The organism is uncultured Methanobrevibacter sp., from assembly GCF_947166415.1.
In the GTDB taxonomy this organism is placed as follows: domain Archaea; phylum Methanobacteriota; class Methanobacteria; order Methanobacteriales; family Methanobacteriaceae; genus Methanocatella.
Genome location: NZ_CAMVEE010000037.1, coordinates 1 through 15,896, shown reverse-complemented (window position 1 = coordinate 15,896; position 15,896 = coordinate 1). Strand labels below are relative to the sequence as shown.

The following is a 15,896-nucleotide window of genomic DNA, read 5'->3' as shown; positions in this document are numbered from 1 at the left end:
ATTTTAATCACTATTTAAAAATTTGTCCTTGGAATTTGTATACGTCACAGCTTTCGTCCATCCAGCTGTCTGCACTGATTCCTGCTTTCATGCATGTGTGTTCTAAAAATTCCTCTACATTGAAAGCGTTTTCAACTGCTACCTGTGGAAGCAATAGTCCTCTGGAGTAACCTTTTTGTATTATCAGGCCGTCCCTTCCAATTTCAATTTCTTCAAAGTATTGGTCAGGGTGTGCAACGTAGATTATTTCAGGTTTTGTCAGGACTGTAACTTCAAAATCAAGTATTTCAAATTCATCTTTAGTCACGGCGCTGAATCTAGGATCATTAAAAGCAGCTGCAATGGCCACTTCAATTGTTGCATTTATTGCAGGTTCTATAGGTTCTGCATATCCTATGCATCCTCTTAAATCGTTGTTTTTATTTAATGTTACAAATACTCCTAATTTTTCATCTAATTCGATTGGATAATTTTCAGGTAATTCTAATTTCTCTTTTGTTTCTATGTAATGCTCGATTGCCTCTTTAGCAATTTCAACCAAATATTGTCCTGCTCTGTCGCTTATCATTAGCCCATTCCTCCTACTAGTGCATCCAAGATTCTTGTGTGTGGTCCGCCATCGCCAACAGGTGCGGTTTGCCCATCTTTTCCACAGAATCCCACACTCAATTTAAAGTCATTTCCAATAGCGTCAATATTTTTTAAAGTTTCAAGTATGTTTCCTGATAATGAGACATCTCTTAAAGGAGTTGCAATTTCTCCATTTTTAATCAAGTAGCCTTCTGCTGCGTTAAATTGGAATATGCCTTTTCCGGTATCGACTTGGCCGCCTCTTGAACCTTTAAGATATATTCCGTCAGGAATGTCTTCAATCAATTCTTCAAATTTATTGTCTCCAGGCTGGAGGTATGTATTGCTCATCCTTACAATCGGTTGGTCTGATATTATTGATCTGGCATTTCCTGAGGATGTCATTCCTAATTTTGCCGCAGTTTCTCTTGAATTTAAAAGTGAAATCAATTTTCCGTCTTTAACCAGTTGGTTAGGTTTTGTTTTAACTCCTTCCACATCATAGGGGTAGTATCCGAATCCGTCCTTTCTGCTTGCATCATCAAAGATATTTACAATGTCTGATGCGATTGTCTCGCCCATTTTGTCTTTTAGGATGGAATCGTTTTGTAAAATCAAATCTCCTTCAACTGCATGGCCCAACGCTTCGTGAATCAATACTCCTGTAAGTTCAGGATCAGCAATCACCGGGAATTTGCCGGATGGCGCAGCTTCAGCATCAAGAAGCCTTACTGCCTTTTCACCAATTTTCCTTCCAAATTCTTCGATGTCGGCATCATTGATAAGTTCGAATCCTTTTACTCCTCCGAGGCTTCCATGGCCAAACTGTATGATTTCACCATCTGTTGCAGATGCATTAAGTGCCATTCTGAGCCTGCTAGTTTTCATTTGGATTTGGCTTCCTTCACTGTTCATGAAGATTTCATCTAATTCGCCATCAGCATAGCTTACTGTAGTGCTGTTCACCTTATCTATTGTTGCGGCATCGTTGGCCTCTTTCATGATTTCCTTTTTTTCATCAATTGAAATGTCTTTAAATGGTATTTTCACATCAACAGCAACTTTGTCTTTTATTATTTCGCTTTCACTTAATTCCACATCTCCTTTAAGTGAATCTGACAATTTGATAGCAGTATCTGTGATTTTGTTTAATTTGGATAAGTCTGTAGTGTATGCAAATCCCCATGCTCCATTTTTTAACACCCTTATTCTTGCCCCTAAGCTCATTCCGGTGTTAATTTCATCGACGTCTCCATCTTTCATTAATATGGAGGTATTATTACTCATTCCTGCTCTAATATCGATGTAATCTACTTTAGGGGATGTTTGTGTAATAACTTTTTCGAATAAATCAAGGTATTCTTCCATGTTATCTCTCCAAAATATTATTATAATATTTATTTTAGATAACATATTTAATAAAAGTTTATTTTATATATTATGAAAAATATATCAATTGTTATATTTTAATTTAAATGAGATGATGATATGGTTATTATAGTAGGCTCAGGTGCAGGTGGAGGAATATTAGCCCGTGAACTTGCAATAAACGGAATGGATGTTACAATTATAGAAAAAGGACCTTATATAGAGTCAGGTGATGCATTTAATTATTATGATAAGTACAACAGTTCAGTAGATTTGCTCACTACCACATGTATAGGTGGAGCAACAATCGTTTGTATGGCAAACATGGTCCGTGCTTTGGACGGGGAATTGCATGAATTCGGAATTGACATATCACAGGAATATGATTATGTAGAACAGTTGGTAGGCGTGCATGAACTCAATGATTCCCATATCGGAAAGGGATCTCAGGCTTTCTTGGATGCTGCCCGTGAGCTTGGATTGGAAACCCTTAAGATGCCTAAAGCCATTCGTGAGGAAGAATGCATTCAATGCGGAAAATGTGCATTCGGATGTCCTGTTGACGCTAAATTTTCATCTAAAGACTTTGTCGATGAAGCTGTGGAACTTGGCGCAACATTGATATGTGATGCTGAGGTTGTGGATGTTTTAATTGAGGATGGCAAAGTCTGTGGAGTTAGCTACAATAAGGATGGTGAAAGCTATTCTCTTGCTGGAGATACAGTAGTATTGTCTGCCGGAGCTATTGGCTCATGTCTGATTTTAAGGAATGCCGGAATCGAAGCTGGAGAGGAAATATTCTTCGATCCGTTTGTTAGCGTTGGAGGATACCTGAAAGACATTAATTTCAACACTGAAGTTCAAATGGCAGGTCTTGTGGTTGGCAAGAACTTTGTCCTGTCCCCTCATTTCTCCTCATTCATCAGACAAAACATTCCTTATGAGGATGCTACTGATAAGGACATATTGAGCATAATGGTCAAGACTCCTGATTGCTGCAAGGGACGTGTTTTGGATAACGGCGATGTAATAAAAACAAACACCATTGAAGATATAAGATACCTGGCGGAAGGTGCAGCAACTGCCGGTGCAATTCTTGAAAAAGCAGGTGTGGATCCAAAAACTATCGGTTCTACAGTTTACAGAGGAGCACATCCTGGTGGGACTGCTCCAATTGGAAAAACAGTTGATTCAAATCTTGAAACAGAAATTGAAGGCCTGTTTGTAAGCGATGCAAGTGTGCTTCCAATATCTCCTGGTAAGCCTCCAATATTGACAATATTGGCTTTATCTAAAAGATTGGCTGATTATTTAAAAAATAGAAAATAAGAAGATTATTCGAATTGTTTTTCGATATCTTCTGTTTTTATTAACTTTTCACAGTAGTGGCATCTGACGACCGGGGGATGGGTCTGGATAACCTTAAAGATAGGTGTTATAGGTTCATTTTCATAGTTGGTAATGCATTTTGGGTTAGTGCATTTGATTATTGATTTGATTTTGTCCGGAAGCCCTACCTTATACTTGGCCACTGGTTCAAAGTTTCTGATAATGTTTATGGTAGCTTTAGGGGCGATTAATGCAACTTGATTGAGTTCCTTTACATCCAATTCCCTATTTTCAATTTTCAAAATGTCCTTTCTGCCGATTTCCTTTGATGAGACATTCATAGCTACAGTCACATTGATTGTGTCTGCATTCGGAAGGCCTAAAATTTTGAGGATATGCAATGCTTTGTTTGCTGTAATGTGGTCAATAACGGTTCCGTTTTCAATGGCTTTTATTTTTAATTCTGATTTGTTGTCTTTACTCAATTTAATCTACCTTGTGTACATTTTTAAATCTTTCATTTCAATAATCGCTTCTGTGTCATTAACTAATTTTTCAGGGCTTTTGTTTTTGGTTGCAATAGCAAAGCTTTCAATGACTCTTCCACCACGCATCTTGACTTTTTCTTCGAGCCTTCCAATGTTTGAATCTCCGCGATTTGAATCCATTGTAGCAAACAATATCACGTCTTTCCCGGTAAAGTTGCATCTGTCGATTATGGTCAGGATTGCAGGAGTTGGGTTTCCCGCCCAAGTTGGTGTTCCAAGGATTACAGTATCAAATTCGCTTAAATCAACTTTTGCAGGAATAATGTCAGTTTTAACTTCCCTAAATGCATTAATTGATGAGAATAATCTGTTTTTAAACCCGTCACGATTTTTCAAGTCATGGATTCTTAACAGTTTAGCCCTTAAATGTTTAGCCAATGTTTTAGCTACAGTTTCAGTAGTTCCCCCATTTGAATAATAAATTATTAATGTAGCCATTTTATCCTCCTAATTGATTTTAAGGATGAAGACCGAAATGTGTAAGTCCAGCGGTTTCATCGATACCAAGCAAGATGTTCATGTTTTGGATAGCCTGACCTGATGCACCTTTAACGAGGTTATCAATAGCTGATAACATGACAAGTCTTCCGGTTTCATCAATTTCAAAGCCTCCAATGTGAACAAAGTTGGATCCTCTTACTGAACTTAAGTGAGGTATTTCTCCTTCGTCCATAAGTTTAATGAAGAATTCTTTGCCGTATTCTTTTTCATATAATTTTCTTATTTCTTCAGGTGTAATATCTAGATTTTCATCATTTAAAAAGTTATGGCTTGTGGTCTGTATTCCTCTGATTACAGGAACTAAATGTGGAGTGAATGATACTTTAACGCCTTCAAAGCCTTTCAATTCCTGTTGAATTTCAGACATGTGCCTGTGGGATGAAATTTTGTATGGGTTGATATTGTCTGCAATGTTTGGGTAGTGTGTGGTTGCAGATGGATTTACGCCTGCTCCGCTAACTCCTGTTTTTGAATCAATAATGATTCTATCAACCAAATCGTTTTTCACTAAAGGATATGAGGATAGAATTGCGCCGGTTGGGAAACATCCTGGATTTGCAACGAGTTTTGCCTTTTTGATTTCATCTCTATACAATTCAGGAAGTCCGAATGCACCTTTGTTTTTGCTGTCGGTGTGTTCCATTCCATACCATTTTTCATAGACTTCAGTATCTCTGTATCTGTAATCTCCGCTTAAATCAACCACTTTAGCACCGGTTTCCAATATTTCCGGAACGATTTTCATTGATGCGCCGTGTGGTGTTGCGGTAAATACTACATCAGCATCCAAATCGGATGGACTTGTGTTTTTAAAGACAAGTCCTGAATCTCTTATGTGGGGATGAATCTTATGTGCTGGAGTTCCATCGTATTGTCTTGATGTGATTTCTGTTACTTCAACTTCAGGGTGGTTTAAGAGCATTCTTAAAAGCTCTCCACCAGTATATCCGCTTGCACCTATAATTGCTACATTAAACATTTTTATAATCCTCCTTAATCTTCACAGTTATCTAATATTTTTCCTTCAAAGTCAGTATTTTTGATTTTCTTAATAATCTTGCAGCTGCTGTCCAGTTCATCTTTGTGGTAAACTTTAACGCGCTGCACTTTTGCTTTAAGACCTCTTTTGTCGATTTCTTGCTGTAGTTTTTCAACATTGTGGGTTTGGTCGGGTCCGATAGCAATAATGTCCGGATCGATATCCTTTACAATTTTAAAGATATCCCCTTCCTCATTACCGAGATAAGCTTCATCAACGGGTTTAAGCATTTTCACCAATTCCAAACGTTGGTTTTCACCGATAATCGGGACTCTTTTTCTTTTCTCCACTGTCGAGTCACGTGCAACCACAACATAAAGTTTGGAATTATATCCTCCAAGGTTCTTTGCTTCTTCCAAGTATACTCCATGTCCCGGATGGAGTAAATCAAATGCACCACTAGCCATTACTTTTTTCATTCAATTACCTCTTTTGGTATTTTAAAGCTTCAGTCAAATCAATTTTATCAGTATAAAGTGCAGAACCGATAACAATGCCTTCAACACCGCTTTCATTCAATTTTTTGATATCTTCAATTGTAGTTATTCCTCCGGAATATACAATAGGGATATCCACTGATCTTTTCAGTTTTTCTACAGGTTCTGTGTAAAATCCTCCCAAAAGCCCTTCCACATCAACGTTTGTAAACAGGATGCTTCCAGCCCCATGCTCTTTAAATTCGGCTGAAAGTTCTGTTGGGCTTTTGTCAATCTTTTCCTGCCATCCCTTGATGACTACTTTGTCGTCTTTGCTGTCAAGTGAGATCATAATTCTTTCTGAACCGTACTCGTCTGAAAGTTTTGTAATTGTTTTGGGATTCTGTATTCCCATAGTTCCTATTATCACTCTTTCGATATCCAAATCCAATAGCTGGCGAGCATATTCTGTGCTTCTTATTCCTCCGCCTAATTGGATTGGAACACTGACTTCCTTAAGGATTCTTTTGATGATATCGAAGCTGGCAACTCCATTTATTGTTCCATCAAGATCGATGACATGGATGTTTTTAGCTCCCAAATCCTCCCAGTGTTTTGCAACAAGCTCGGGATTTTCAATCTCAACCATTTCACTTCCAGGTTCGCCTTGAACAAGCTGTACGCATTTTCCGTTCTTAATGTCGACAGCAGGCATTATCAACATTTCATCTTTTTTGAATGACATTTGGATTTTTTCCTATAAACTTTTATTATAATATAAGTATATGTTTTGAAATGTTTTATAGCTATTGTTTTGTAACATTCTTGTGATTAGCACAAAGTAATATTCAATATTCTTTTCCATATTACTTGCATTTCAATGTAAAAACATTAAAAAAATATTATTTTTAGGCATGCCTAAATTTATATACTTGAAAAAATATAATATGTATGATTTTAATAAATTTTATTGAAGGAGTATTGATGACTACAATTATTGAATTTAAAAATGTAGATAAGATTTATAAATCTGGAGATCACATTTTAAAGGCAATGGACAATGTCAATTTTACAATAGATGAAGGAGAATTTGTTGTAATTTTAGGGCCGTCCGGAGCAGGAAAATCAACACTTTTAAACCTTTTAGGAGGTCTTGATAGCGTTAGCTCCGGTCAGATTATTGTCAACGGCGAACATGTCGAATCATTCGATGACAATCAATTGACTGAATACAGGGCCAAAAATGTCGGTTTCATTTTCCAGTTTTATAATTTAATTCCAAACTTGACAGCTCTTGAAAATGTAGAGCTGATGAAAGACATTGTAACTGTAAACATTGATGGTTTTGACGTTTTAGATTCAGTTGGACTAAAAGACCATGCAAGCCAATTTCCTGCACAGTTGTCCGGTGGGGAGCAGCAAAGGGTATCTATAGCCAGAGCTGTTGCAAAACAACCTACCATGCTTTTGTGTGATGAACCGACAGGGGCATTGGACTCAAAAACAGGCGTTTTAATTCTAAATTTGCTTCAGGATATGAGCAATAACAAAGGAACTACAGTCGTTATTGTAACACACAATGCAATACTTGCTGAAGCTGCAGATAAGGTTATTAGAATTAAGAATGGTCAAATAGAAAGCATAGTAGTCAATGAACTTCCGAAAAGGGTCACTGATTTAGAATGGTGAGTATATGCTTGCAAAGAAGATGTTGAGAGACATCACCAAGCACAAAGCCCAATTCATATCTATTTTTTTAATGGCATTTTTAGGAGTATTTGTGTTTGCCGGTGTCGGCGGAGAATCAGTTGGCCTTGAAGTGAACAGCAATGACTTTTATGAGGATACTAACCTAGCGGATGGTTGGATCTATTCGAATTATATAAACGACGTGTTTTTATATCAGGTTGATTGTTTGGGTGCAACCACTCAAATGGAAAGGCAGCTGGTAGTGGATTCGGTTGCGGATTTCGATAATGATCCTGACATTACTCTGCACTTTGTTGAAAACAATACTATATCAAAGTTCTATCTGATTGAAGGTGAAAAGCTTGACATTAACGACAGCGACGGTGTATGGTTGGACAAAAGCTTTGCGGATGCAAAAGGATTGAAGGTTGGAGACAATATCAGCTTCGAGTTTGAAGGATATGAAATAGAAAAGCAAATCAGGGGATTGGGATATTCTCCGGAATATGTTTATCATGCATCCACATCTTCAGTAATACCTGACTTTAACAAGATAGGTTTCGCATACCTGTCATACAAGGCATTTCCAACTGAAACTGTTCCATATAATGTGCTGAATGTCAAATTTGATGGCACTCCTGAAAATTATGATGAACTGCTTGATTATCATATGGATGGATATTACAATTCATTTGTTCCACAATCAGAGCACACAAGTGTTAATCAGTTTTCCGAAGAAATGGATCAGCACAGGATGATGGGAGATATTTTCCCGGTTGTGTTCATTTTGATTTCAATGCTGATTCTATTGACAACAATGACAAGGATAATCACACATCAAAGGACTCAAATAGGCATTCTAAAAGCCAGCGGTTTCAAAAACCGTTCAATTATACTGCATTATGTTTCATATGGTTTTTGGTTGGTCCTGGTAGGTTCAATTCTTGGTTTGATTTTAGGGCCGATGACCTTGCCTAAGCTGTTTTATCCTTCAATGGCTGCAACCTATAAGCTTCCGTCATGGAATCCTGCATGGAGCATGAATTTTGTCTATGTGGCTGCTTTAATGGTTATCATGTCACTTGCGGTTTCATATTATTCAGTCAAAAACATTTCGGATGAAAAGCCTGCAGATACTATTCGGCCTAAAGTTCCAAAGGTTTCAACCACTGGTTTCCTTGAAAGATTTGCTATCTGGAGGCATCTCTCATTCAATGTCCGTTGGAACTATAGGGATGCAAAAAGAAACAAATTCCGTGCATTGATGACTATCATTGGCGTCATTGGATGCAGTGCGCTTTTAGTATGTGCCTTTGGGATGTATGATGGAATGAACGATTTGAAGGAATGGGAATACGGCCAGATTAATCATTATGACTCAAAACTGGTGATTGAAGAAAATGCAACAGAATCTCAAATCGATGATGTGGCCAATGAGGTAAATGGTGAAAAGCTGATGGAATCTGCCATTGAAATAGAATCGGGTGACATCAAAAAGTCTGGTTCGCTTTTGGTACTGAATGAGACTAGTCTTGTAACTCCAACTGATTATGACTGGAATAGGGTAGACATCAAAGATGATGAAGTTTCAATATCACAAAAGATGGCTGATTTGCTGGATGTTGAAGTGGGAGACACTGTAAAATGGCATATCATGGGTTCGGATAAATGGGTCAGTACAAAGATAGATAAGATTCATGCAGACCCGGTTTCACAGGGATTCGTAATGTCTGCAGATAAGCTGGAAGACTTGGATTTGAATTATTCTGCAACAAGCATCGTAACTGCAGAACATGTCAATCAAAGTTATGATGGCATCAAGGCTGTAAATTCAATGAAGGACATGACTTCAAGCTGGGATGAGCTAACAGAAGCGATGTGGTTATTAATTTACATTTTAATATTCTTCGCTTCTCTTCTGGCGGTTGTTGTGCTTTATAATTTGGGTTTATTGTCATTTACAGAAATTGAACGTGAAATCGCAACATTAAAGGTCCTGGGCTTTAAGACAAGAGCATTAAGGAAGCTATTGTTAACACAGAACTTGTGGTTTACAGCCATTGGATTTTTATTGGGAATTCCAGTAGGCTATTATATACTGGCCATAATGTGGGAGTCATCAGGGGATTCATTTTACATATTGCCTTCAATAACCCTCTCAAACTTCCTGTTGACTGCTGTAATAACTTTCACATTATCCATATTGGTGAACCTGATGTTTTCACGCAAGATTAAAAAGTTGGATATGGTCGAATCTCTAAAAGCGGGTGAATAGGACTTTTCCTGTTTGCCCTTAACTTTTTTCATTTTTTCATATACATCCTAATTTTCATTATGGTCTTGGGAGTATGGCGGTTGGTGTTAATGTAACGGAGGCATTATGATTTCCAATATATTTTCAACATCTGTGGTTTAATTAATCCTTCATTGATTTTAAAAGAGGTTTTTTATATTTCCATTTTCTAATATTATATCATGTCATTGTCTAAAAAAATGCTGAGAGATATAAAAATCAATAAGATGCAGTTTATCGCAATATTTCTAATGGCCTTTTTAGGCATTTTTGCTTACTGCGGAATTTACAGCGAATATTATGGATTAGTACAGACATCCGATGAATTTTACGCCGAAACAAATATTGCTGATGGATGGATTTACAACAATACTTTTGATGATTCATCACTTGATAAAATCAACGGATTTGCAACCGAAAGTGACAGGCAGTATGTTGTCCAATCGGCAGCGGATATGGAGGGAAAACCTGATATAACTTTGCATTTCACTGAAAAGGGAACGATTTCAAAGTTTTACACAACGGAAGGAAAGGACTTTGACACATCAGATGATTCTGGTGTCTGGCTGGATAAGCGATTTGCCGACGCGAGGAAATTAAATGTTGGAGACAACATTACTTTCAAGTTTGACAATCTGACAATGCAAAAGGAAATTAAAGGCGTAGGATACTCTCCTGAATATATTTATGAAACCTCTCCAAACTCATTGACTCCTGATTTTTCACAAATGGGCTTTGCATATCTTTCATCTAAAGCATATCCTGAAAATTTGGAATACAATACTTTACTGGTAAAATATGATTCTTCGGATAATGATTTTAAGCAAAAGCTCGATGAATCCACAAGCTATCTCTCTTTCACCAAAAAGGAAAATCATCTTAGCGTAGATAAGTTTGCCAATGAAATGGCCCAACACAAGATGATTGGCGATGTCTTCCCTATAGTATTCATTCTGGTTACTTTCCTAACTCTTCTAACCACAATGACCAGAATTGTCTCTCATCAGCGTACACAAATAGGTATCCTGAAGGCAGTAGGTTTTAAGGATAAAACAATAATATTGCATTACTTGTCTTATGCGTTTTTCCCGGTTTTGTTTGGAGCTATTTTGGGTTTAATAACTGGTCCGATGATTATTCCGCAGATGTTCTATCCTACAATGAGTACCATGTACAGCATGCCTGTTTGGCATCCTGGATTTGACATGAGTTTTGTTTACATTGCAATATTGATGGTTGCATTATCAGTCTTTGTTACTTATTTGTCATGCAGAAGAATTTCCAAGGAAAATCCGGCCAATGCGATGAGACCAAAGGCACCTAACATGGATTCAAAAAGTTTCATAGAAAAATCAAAGATTTGGAATCATTTAAGCTTTAATCTTAGATGGAATTGGAGGGATGCTAGAAGAAACAAATTCCGAGCTTTCATGGCAATTGTTGGGGTGATGGGATGCGTTGCCCTTTTAATAGCAGCATTTGGTATGAACGACAGTATGAATGAATTGAAAACATGGGAATATGATGATATCAGCCATTTCGAATCAAAGCTGCAGATTTCCAGGGATGCGAATCCTATGGAATTATACTATGTTTTAAATGAGACCAACGGCAGTTTTATCATGCAGCAATCAATAGAAATCAAGGCTAATGACAAGGAAGATACGGTAACGCTTTTGGCTTCAAATAACACTGATTTGATATCATACACAAACAGCAATAGAAATTCTATTGATATTGCTGAAGGCAATGTTTCACTATCCAAAAAAATCGCCGACAAATTCAGCCTGAAAGAAGGGGATAAAATCAGATGGCACATTGTCGGAAGCGATGACTGGGTTTCCTCTACGATAAATCAGATTCATGCAGAACCAATTTCACAAGGTTTAATAATGTCTCCGGATACTCTTGAAGATCAGGGCTTGAATTTCACGCCAACACACATTTTAACCTCTGAAAAATTCGGTGAAAGGTTTGATTCAATCAAATCGGTAACAAGCATGGAAAAACTTGAGGAAGGATGGGACAAGGTGACATCTGCAGTAATGATGATGGTTTCAGTGGTAACTGTTGTGGCAGTTGTTCTGGCTGTTCTGGTCTTGTATAACTTAGGAATCTTGTCATTTACAGAGATGGAACGTGAAATTGCAACATTGAAGGTTTTAGGCTTTAAAACAAATGTCTTAAGGAAACTTCTGCTGACCCAAAACATAATTTTCACATCAATAGGCTTCATTTTAGGGATTCCTCTGGGATTCTATTTCATGACATTGATGATGAATGCGGCCGGAGATTCCCTGTATTATGTTCCGACATTGACATGGGGAAATATTCTGCTGTCAGCTTTCATAACATTTGCCATATCAATAGGGGTAAATTTACTGTTTTCAGACAGTATCAATGATTTGGACATGGTTGAAGCACTTAAGGATGTCGAATAGCTCTTGTTTTACATAGCTTTCAACTTTAATTTCTATTTTATCATAATTTTAATTTTCTTAAAAAATTTCTGTGCGATTGATTGTTTTAATCATAATTTTTAGGATATTTTTAAATATTTTTGATGTAAATATTTTAATGTTGATAATATGAATTTGGAAGATACAATTTACAAAAGGCAATCAATTAGAAAATATGATAACGCTCCTTTAAGTGAAGAAACATTGGATGAATTAAGGGACTTCATTGACAATGCGAAGGTCTTAAATCCGGATATCGGCTGGAGCTATGATATTGTGGGTTCAGAAAACTTTAGGATGCTGCAGAGATTCAAAGCCCCTCATGCACTGTTGTTATTCTCACAGACTAAGGAAAATTATCTTCAGAATATCGGATTCATATTTCAGCAAGTCGATTTGTACCTGCAGAGCAGGGGGATAGGATCTTGCTGGATTGGTGCGGGAGGTCCTAAAAACCATGAAAATATCCATAAAGACCATAAATTCGTTATCATGATAATATTCGGAAAGCCGAAGGACAAAATTTATCGTGAAAGTACAGAGTTTCAAAGAAAAATCATTTGTGAGATTTCCGATGAACGTGATAGCAAATTGATTCCCGCTCGACTTGCCCCATCAGCTGCAAACTCACAGACATGGTATTTTACTCACAATGAAGACGGCAGCTATAATCTGTATAGAAACAGGCGCAAGTTCAACCTGAATAGAAAAATGGATACCTGGAATCAGGTTGACATGGGCATTGTACTGGCCCATCTTTATGTTGCAAATCCCGACTCCTTCAAATTCACTCGGGACAATCCTCATGAAGAGCTGAAAAATAAGGTTTTTGAAGGAAGCTTTACCATATAAGTGGCAGAATCTTATATTTCACTTTTTCTTTATACTCTTTATATCCGTTCAAATCGCGTTCTAAAACTTTTTCTTCGTTTTTTATCCTGAAAATAATGATTATGGGATAAACCAGCATTATGGCAAATGAAAAAATTGAATTCAGTATCAATGGTATTGACAGAAACAGGAAGATTGTTGAGGTATACATCGGATGCCTTACAATTCCATATAATCCGCTGTCAATCACTTTCTGATTTTCGCTCACTTCAACAGTTCGTGAAAGATACATGTTTTCTCTAAGTACTTCCGCATACATTGCGTAACTCGCTAAAAAGATTATTGAAGCTATTGCAATTATTGTCTTGGGAAGTTCAAACCATCCGAACCTGAAATTGAGTCCTGCTGTGATGAATGACAATAAAAAGACAATTCCGCTTATTAATATTACCATTTTTTGTTCGCTTTCCTCTTCCTTGCCGTTCAATCTTCTTTTAAGAAGCTCAGGTGCCTTGAAAAACATGATGATTCCTGCAACAAACATTGGAATAAACAGCAATGCTATGAAGAGCCATCCATTATAATAATCCAGTCTTCCTGCAGGAACAAACAGCAACAGGAACACTATCACCAGGCCAAATAGGAATTTGGCCAGGGCTTGAGAAAACAACTTTGCATCCATCATATCACTGAAATATACTTTTATTAAATAGATTAATTAATGATATCGGCGAAATAATTAAATATGAATTCTATTGAAGATGCAGTTCAGATATTTGAAAGCGGATACAGGTGTTCGCAAGCTGTTTTTGCGGCGTTTTCACAGGATTTTGGTCTTTCAAAGGAACAGGCTCTAAAGATTGGGGCTTGTTTTGGAAGCGGAATGCGAAAAGGCGAAGTCTGTGGGGCATGCACAGGTGCCCTTATGGCTTTGGGGCTGAAGTTCGGTGAAAATAAGGAAAAAAGTGATGAAGTTTGCAACAGATTTATGGATGAATTTAAAAAAGAGAATGGATCTTATATCTGTCATGATTTGTTGGAATGTGATATCAGCACTCCTGAAGGAGTAAAATATGCAAAGGACAATAATTTATTCACTGAATTCTGCCCGAAAATGGTTGAATCTGCTGCAAAGATTACAAATGAGATATTATCTTCTGATTAGGTGATTTTATGGGTAAAAAAACAGTTATTATAATACTGATTGTTTTGATAGCTGCTTTGGTATTGGTGGTAGGATATCATGTATCTGATTCTCCGAATGATGAAAATCGAGAAACATTGTCCGTATCAACAGAAGGCCCTATTCCATTGAGCTATATAATTAAGGATGTGGAAACAGGTTCTTATTATGAAGGATATGACAATGAAACTTTAAAATGGATGAAATCGTTAGGGGATAAATCTGTTTTTAGTGGTAATGGAACATTTGTAGTGATGAGTCATTACGATGCGAGCAAACTTCGCTCTGAATATGTCACTGACGCATATATTACTGAAGATTTCAGATGCACTGTTTTGGAAAGTCATTCTTTAGGTAATGTAACATATCCGAAAGAGGTCATTCTGGTCGAAGATGTTGAATATCTGAGGGAAAACATAACATATTTTGATGTTTGAAGAGGTGATTTGATGGAAGACGTTGAAAATTGGAAAGGAATTAACGGACAGTTAGTAACATTTAAAAAAGAAGTGGTTGATGCCGAAAAAATTACATTTGTCGGGTCTCCGGGGGTGTGCACTCCATTTGCAGAGCTGTTGGCTTATGCTGTAAGGGACAAGGAAACCCATTTCATACCTTTATTGGATAAGGAAGATTGCCACCAGTTTGAATCCAAACCTTATGGTATGGTTCTCAAAGATGAGGTATCTAATCCTCAGAATTCTGATGTTGTCGTTCTGTTGGGCGGACTGTCCATGCCTAAATATGATGTTGATACTGGAGAGGTAAAATCTCTTGTTGGAGATATCTTAAAAGAAGATGGTCAGTTAATTGGTGTTTGTTTCATGGACATGTTCACCAAAGCTGGTTGGCTTGAAAAAATCGATTTCGACTGTGTCATTGATGGAACATTAACCGGTGTTATCAAAAAGTAACACCTTTATTTTTTTAAAATAACATATCACAATATCATGACATGACAACATTTAAATACATAAACATATCATAATATGTAAATATATAATATATGTGATGGAAATGAAAAATAATAATCTTGAAAACAATAATGAGGGCATGTGTGAAATATTTGACTCCCATGAAGATGTTGTAAGTCGTGTAAAAGAACGCATACCTGAAGAAAATGAATTCGCTGAGCTATCAGAATTTTTCAAAATATTTGGAAACCCTACAAGATTAAAAATTATTTCCCTGCTAAGTATTGAAGACTTGTGTGTCTGTGATATTTGCGAAGCGCTGGATTTGAACCAAACAACAGTTTCAAATCAACTAAGAATATTGCGTGCGAATAACATTGTCAAATACCAGAAAGAAGGAAAAATGGCAAGATATTCACTTACAGACCTTCATATTGAAATGATTTACAAAGTAGGTTTAGAACATATATTAGAATAATTTTTAATTGGTGATACTATGGTGGAAAATAGATGTTATGATGCAGATTGTGAAGATGAAAACTGCCGCAATCCTGAGCATTACAATTACATCTGTTTTGACCCGGAATGTGAAGAAACTCACTGTGAAGATTCTGGCCATTATGATAAACAGTTGTTAAGAGACTATCAAAAAAATACTGATTTAAGCGTACATGATCACAGAGAAGAAATTGATTATAATGAAGATGTTGACATAAACCTTTGTGCTTGTCCTGATTGTGCAGATGACGATGACCA

Annotated in this window: 17 protein-coding genes and 1 pseudogene; 10 read left to right on the top strand and 8 right to left on the bottom strand. The window is 36.9% G+C overall.

What is annotated here, in order from left to right; all coding sequences use genetic code 11:
* Window positions 1-10 precede the first annotated feature (10 nt).
* Window positions 11-568 (bottom strand): TIGR00296 family protein, encoded by a 558-nt coding sequence (locus Q0W25_RS07915; protein WP_298520971.1) that lies wholly within the window; start codon window positions 566-568, stop codon window positions 11-13.
* A complete protein-coding gene (locus Q0W25_RS07910) occupies window positions 568-1,938 on the bottom strand; it encodes a TldD/PmbA family protein (protein WP_298520969.1) in 1,371 nt (456 codons plus the stop codon). Before Q0W25_RS07910 ends, Q0W25_RS07915 begins: the two co-directional genes overlap by 1 nt.
* Window positions 1,939-2,058: 120 nt before the next feature.
* Between Q0W25_RS07910 and Q0W25_RS07905 the strand changes: the two genes are divergently transcribed.
* Window positions 2,059-3,267: an FAD-dependent oxidoreductase gene (locus tag Q0W25_RS07905; protein WP_298520967.1), complete on the top strand. Its 1,209-nt coding sequence runs from the start codon at window positions 2,059-2,061 to the stop codon at window positions 3,265-3,267.
* A gap of 5 nt (window positions 3,268-3,272) precedes the next feature.
* On the opposite strand, the gene pyrI is transcribed toward Q0W25_RS07905, so the two are convergent.
* Genes pyrI through hisA form a run of 5 tightly spaced genes read right to left on the bottom strand, consistent with a single transcriptional unit; the run spans window position 3,273 to window position 6,516 of the window.
* On the bottom strand, window positions 3,273-3,752 hold the full coding sequence (gene pyrI / locus Q0W25_RS07900) for an aspartate carbamoyltransferase regulatory subunit (RefSeq protein ID WP_297827947.1): 480 nt from the start codon (window positions 3,750-3,752) through the stop codon (window positions 3,273-3,275).
* A gap of 6 nt (window positions 3,753-3,758) precedes the next feature.
* Window positions 3,759-4,253, bottom strand: a complete 495-nt coding sequence (locus Q0W25_RS07895; protein ID WP_298520965.1) for a flavodoxin — start codon at window positions 4,251-4,253, stop codon at window positions 3,759-3,761.
* A 19-nt stretch (window positions 4,254-4,272) separates the two neighbouring features.
* Window positions 4,273-5,295: an N-acetyl-gamma-glutamyl-phosphate reductase gene (argC, locus tag Q0W25_RS07890; protein WP_298520963.1), complete on the bottom strand. Its 1,023-nt coding sequence runs from the start codon at window positions 5,293-5,295 to the stop codon at window positions 4,273-4,275.
* A gap of 14 nt (window positions 5,296-5,309) precedes the next feature.
* Window positions 5,310-5,774 (bottom strand): FAD synthase, encoded by a 465-nt coding sequence (locus tag Q0W25_RS07885; RefSeq protein ID WP_298520961.1) that lies wholly within the window; start codon window positions 5,772-5,774, stop codon window positions 5,310-5,312.
* Window positions 5,775-5,778: 4 nt separating this feature from the next.
* On the bottom strand, window positions 5,779-6,516 hold the full coding sequence (hisA, locus tag Q0W25_RS07880; protein ID WP_298520960.1) for a 1-(5-phosphoribosyl)-5-[(5-phosphoribosylamino)methylideneamino]imidazole-4-carboxamide isomerase: 738 nt from the start codon (window positions 6,514-6,516) through the stop codon (window positions 5,779-5,781).
* A gap of 239 nt (window positions 6,517-6,755) precedes the next feature.
* On the opposite strand from hisA, the gene Q0W25_RS07875 reads away from it, so the two are divergent.
* The 4 genes from Q0W25_RS07875 to Q0W25_RS07860 all read left to right on the top strand — a co-directional run bounded on the left by Q0W25_RS07875 (window position 6,756) and on the right by Q0W25_RS07860 (window position 13,064).
* On the top strand, window positions 6,756-7,460 hold the full coding sequence (locus tag Q0W25_RS07875) for an ABC transporter ATP-binding protein (RefSeq protein ID WP_297827939.1): 705 nt from the start codon (window positions 6,756-6,758) through the stop codon (window positions 7,458-7,460).
* 4 nt (window positions 7,461-7,464) lie between these two features.
* Window positions 7,465-9,735: an ABC transporter permease gene (locus Q0W25_RS07870; protein WP_298520958.1), complete on the top strand. Its 2,271-nt coding sequence runs from the start codon at window positions 7,465-7,467 to the stop codon at window positions 9,733-9,735.
* A 200-nt stretch (window positions 9,736-9,935) separates the two neighbouring features.
* The gene (locus Q0W25_RS07865; RefSeq protein ID WP_298520956.1) at window positions 9,936-12,194 is read left to right on the top strand and encodes an ABC transporter permease; all 2,259 of its coding nucleotides are present in this window, start codon (window positions 9,936-9,938) and stop codon (window positions 12,192-12,194) included.
* A 147-nt stretch (window positions 12,195-12,341) separates the two neighbouring features.
* The gene (locus tag Q0W25_RS07860; protein ID WP_298520954.1) at window positions 12,342-13,064 is read left to right on the top strand and encodes a nitroreductase family protein; all 723 of its coding nucleotides are present in this window, start codon (window positions 12,342-12,344) and stop codon (window positions 13,062-13,064) included.
* Here Q0W25_RS07860 and Q0W25_RS07855 read toward each other — a convergent pair.
* A complete protein-coding gene (locus tag Q0W25_RS07855) occupies window positions 13,054-13,728 on the bottom strand; it encodes an isoprenylcysteine carboxylmethyltransferase family protein (protein WP_298520952.1) in 675 nt (224 codons plus the stop codon). The two genes, Q0W25_RS07860 and Q0W25_RS07855, sit on opposite strands and share 11 nt — an antisense overlap.
* A 60-nt stretch (window positions 13,729-13,788) precedes the next feature.
* On the opposite strand from Q0W25_RS07855, the gene Q0W25_RS07850 reads away from it, so the two are divergent.
* From Q0W25_RS07850 to Q0W25_RS07830, 5 genes and pseudogenes are all read left to right on the top strand, one after another.
* The gene (locus Q0W25_RS07850) at window positions 13,789-14,208 is read left to right on the top strand and encodes a C-GCAxxG-C-C family protein (RefSeq protein ID WP_298520950.1); all 420 of its coding nucleotides are present in this window, start codon (window positions 13,789-13,791) and stop codon (window positions 14,206-14,208) included.
* An 8-nt stretch (window positions 14,209-14,216) separates the two neighbouring features.
* Window positions 14,217-14,663, top strand: coding sequence for a hypothetical protein (locus Q0W25_RS07845; RefSeq protein WP_298520948.1), 447 nt, complete (start codon window positions 14,217-14,219; stop codon window positions 14,661-14,663).
* A gap of 12 nt (window positions 14,664-14,675) precedes the next feature.
* The gene (locus Q0W25_RS07840) at window positions 14,676-15,140 is read left to right on the top strand and encodes a DUF2124 domain-containing protein (protein WP_298520946.1); all 465 of its coding nucleotides are present in this window, start codon (window positions 14,676-14,678) and stop codon (window positions 15,138-15,140) included.
* Between the two features lie 103 nt (window positions 15,141-15,243).
* A complete protein-coding gene (locus tag Q0W25_RS07835; protein WP_298520944.1) occupies window positions 15,244-15,618 on the top strand; it encodes a helix-turn-helix transcriptional regulator in 375 nt (124 codons plus the stop codon).
* 18 nt (window positions 15,619-15,636) lie between these two features.
* Window positions 15,637-15,896, top strand: a pseudogene (locus Q0W25_RS07830) (hypothetical protein); the annotation flags it as partial.

What these genes read in the sequence shown, in the direction of transcription:
- Q0W25_RS07870 (WP_298520958.1), top strand. Translation starts at nt 7,465, where the DNA reads ATGCTTGCAAAGAAGATGTTGAGAGACATCACCAAGCACAAAGCCCAA.
- Q0W25_RS07860 (WP_298520954.1), top strand. Translation starts at nt 12,342, where the DNA reads ATGAATTTGGAAGATACAATTTACAAAAGGCAATCAATTAGAAAATAT.
- argC (WP_298520963.1), bottom strand. Translation starts at nt 5,295, where the DNA reads ATGTTTAATGTAGCAATTATAGGTGCAAGCGGATATACTGGTGGAGAG.
- Q0W25_RS07885 (WP_298520961.1), bottom strand. Translation starts at nt 5,774, where the DNA reads ATGAAAAAAGTAATGGCTAGTGGTGCATTTGATTTACTCCATCCGGGA.
- Q0W25_RS07855 (WP_298520952.1), bottom strand. Translation starts at nt 13,728, where the DNA reads ATGATGGATGCAAAGTTGTTTTCTCAAGCCCTGGCCAAATTCCTATTT.
- Q0W25_RS07915 (WP_298520971.1), bottom strand. Translation starts at nt 568, where the DNA reads ATGATAAGCGACAGAGCAGGACAATATTTGGTTGAAATTGCTAAAGAG.
- hisA (WP_298520960.1), bottom strand. Translation starts at nt 6,516, where the DNA reads ATGTCATTCAAAAAAGATGAAATGTTGATAATGCCTGCTGTCGACATT.
- Q0W25_RS07845 (WP_298520948.1), top strand. Translation starts at nt 14,217, where the DNA reads ATGGGTAAAAAAACAGTTATTATAATACTGATTGTTTTGATAGCTGCT.
- Q0W25_RS07905 (WP_298520967.1), top strand. Translation starts at nt 2,059, where the DNA reads ATGGTTATTATAGTAGGCTCAGGTGCAGGTGGAGGAATATTAGCCCGT.
- Q0W25_RS07865 (WP_298520956.1), top strand. Translation starts at nt 9,936, where the DNA reads ATGTCATTGTCTAAAAAAATGCTGAGAGATATAAAAATCAATAAGATG.
- Q0W25_RS07840 (WP_298520946.1), top strand. Translation starts at nt 14,676, where the DNA reads ATGGAAGACGTTGAAAATTGGAAAGGAATTAACGGACAGTTAGTAACA.
- Q0W25_RS07875 (WP_297827939.1), top strand. Translation starts at nt 6,756, where the DNA reads ATGACTACAATTATTGAATTTAAAAATGTAGATAAGATTTATAAATCT.
- Q0W25_RS07835 (WP_298520944.1), top strand. Translation starts at nt 15,244, where the DNA reads ATGAAAAATAATAATCTTGAAAACAATAATGAGGGCATGTGTGAAATA.
- Q0W25_RS07850 (WP_298520950.1), top strand. Translation starts at nt 13,789, where the DNA reads ATGAATTCTATTGAAGATGCAGTTCAGATATTTGAAAGCGGATACAGG.
- Q0W25_RS07895 (WP_298520965.1), bottom strand. Translation starts at nt 4,253, where the DNA reads ATGGCTACATTAATAATTTATTATTCAAATGGGGGAACTACTGAAACT.
- Q0W25_RS07910 (WP_298520969.1), bottom strand. Translation starts at nt 1,938, where the DNA reads ATGGAAGAATACCTTGATTTATTCGAAAAAGTTATTACACAAACATCC.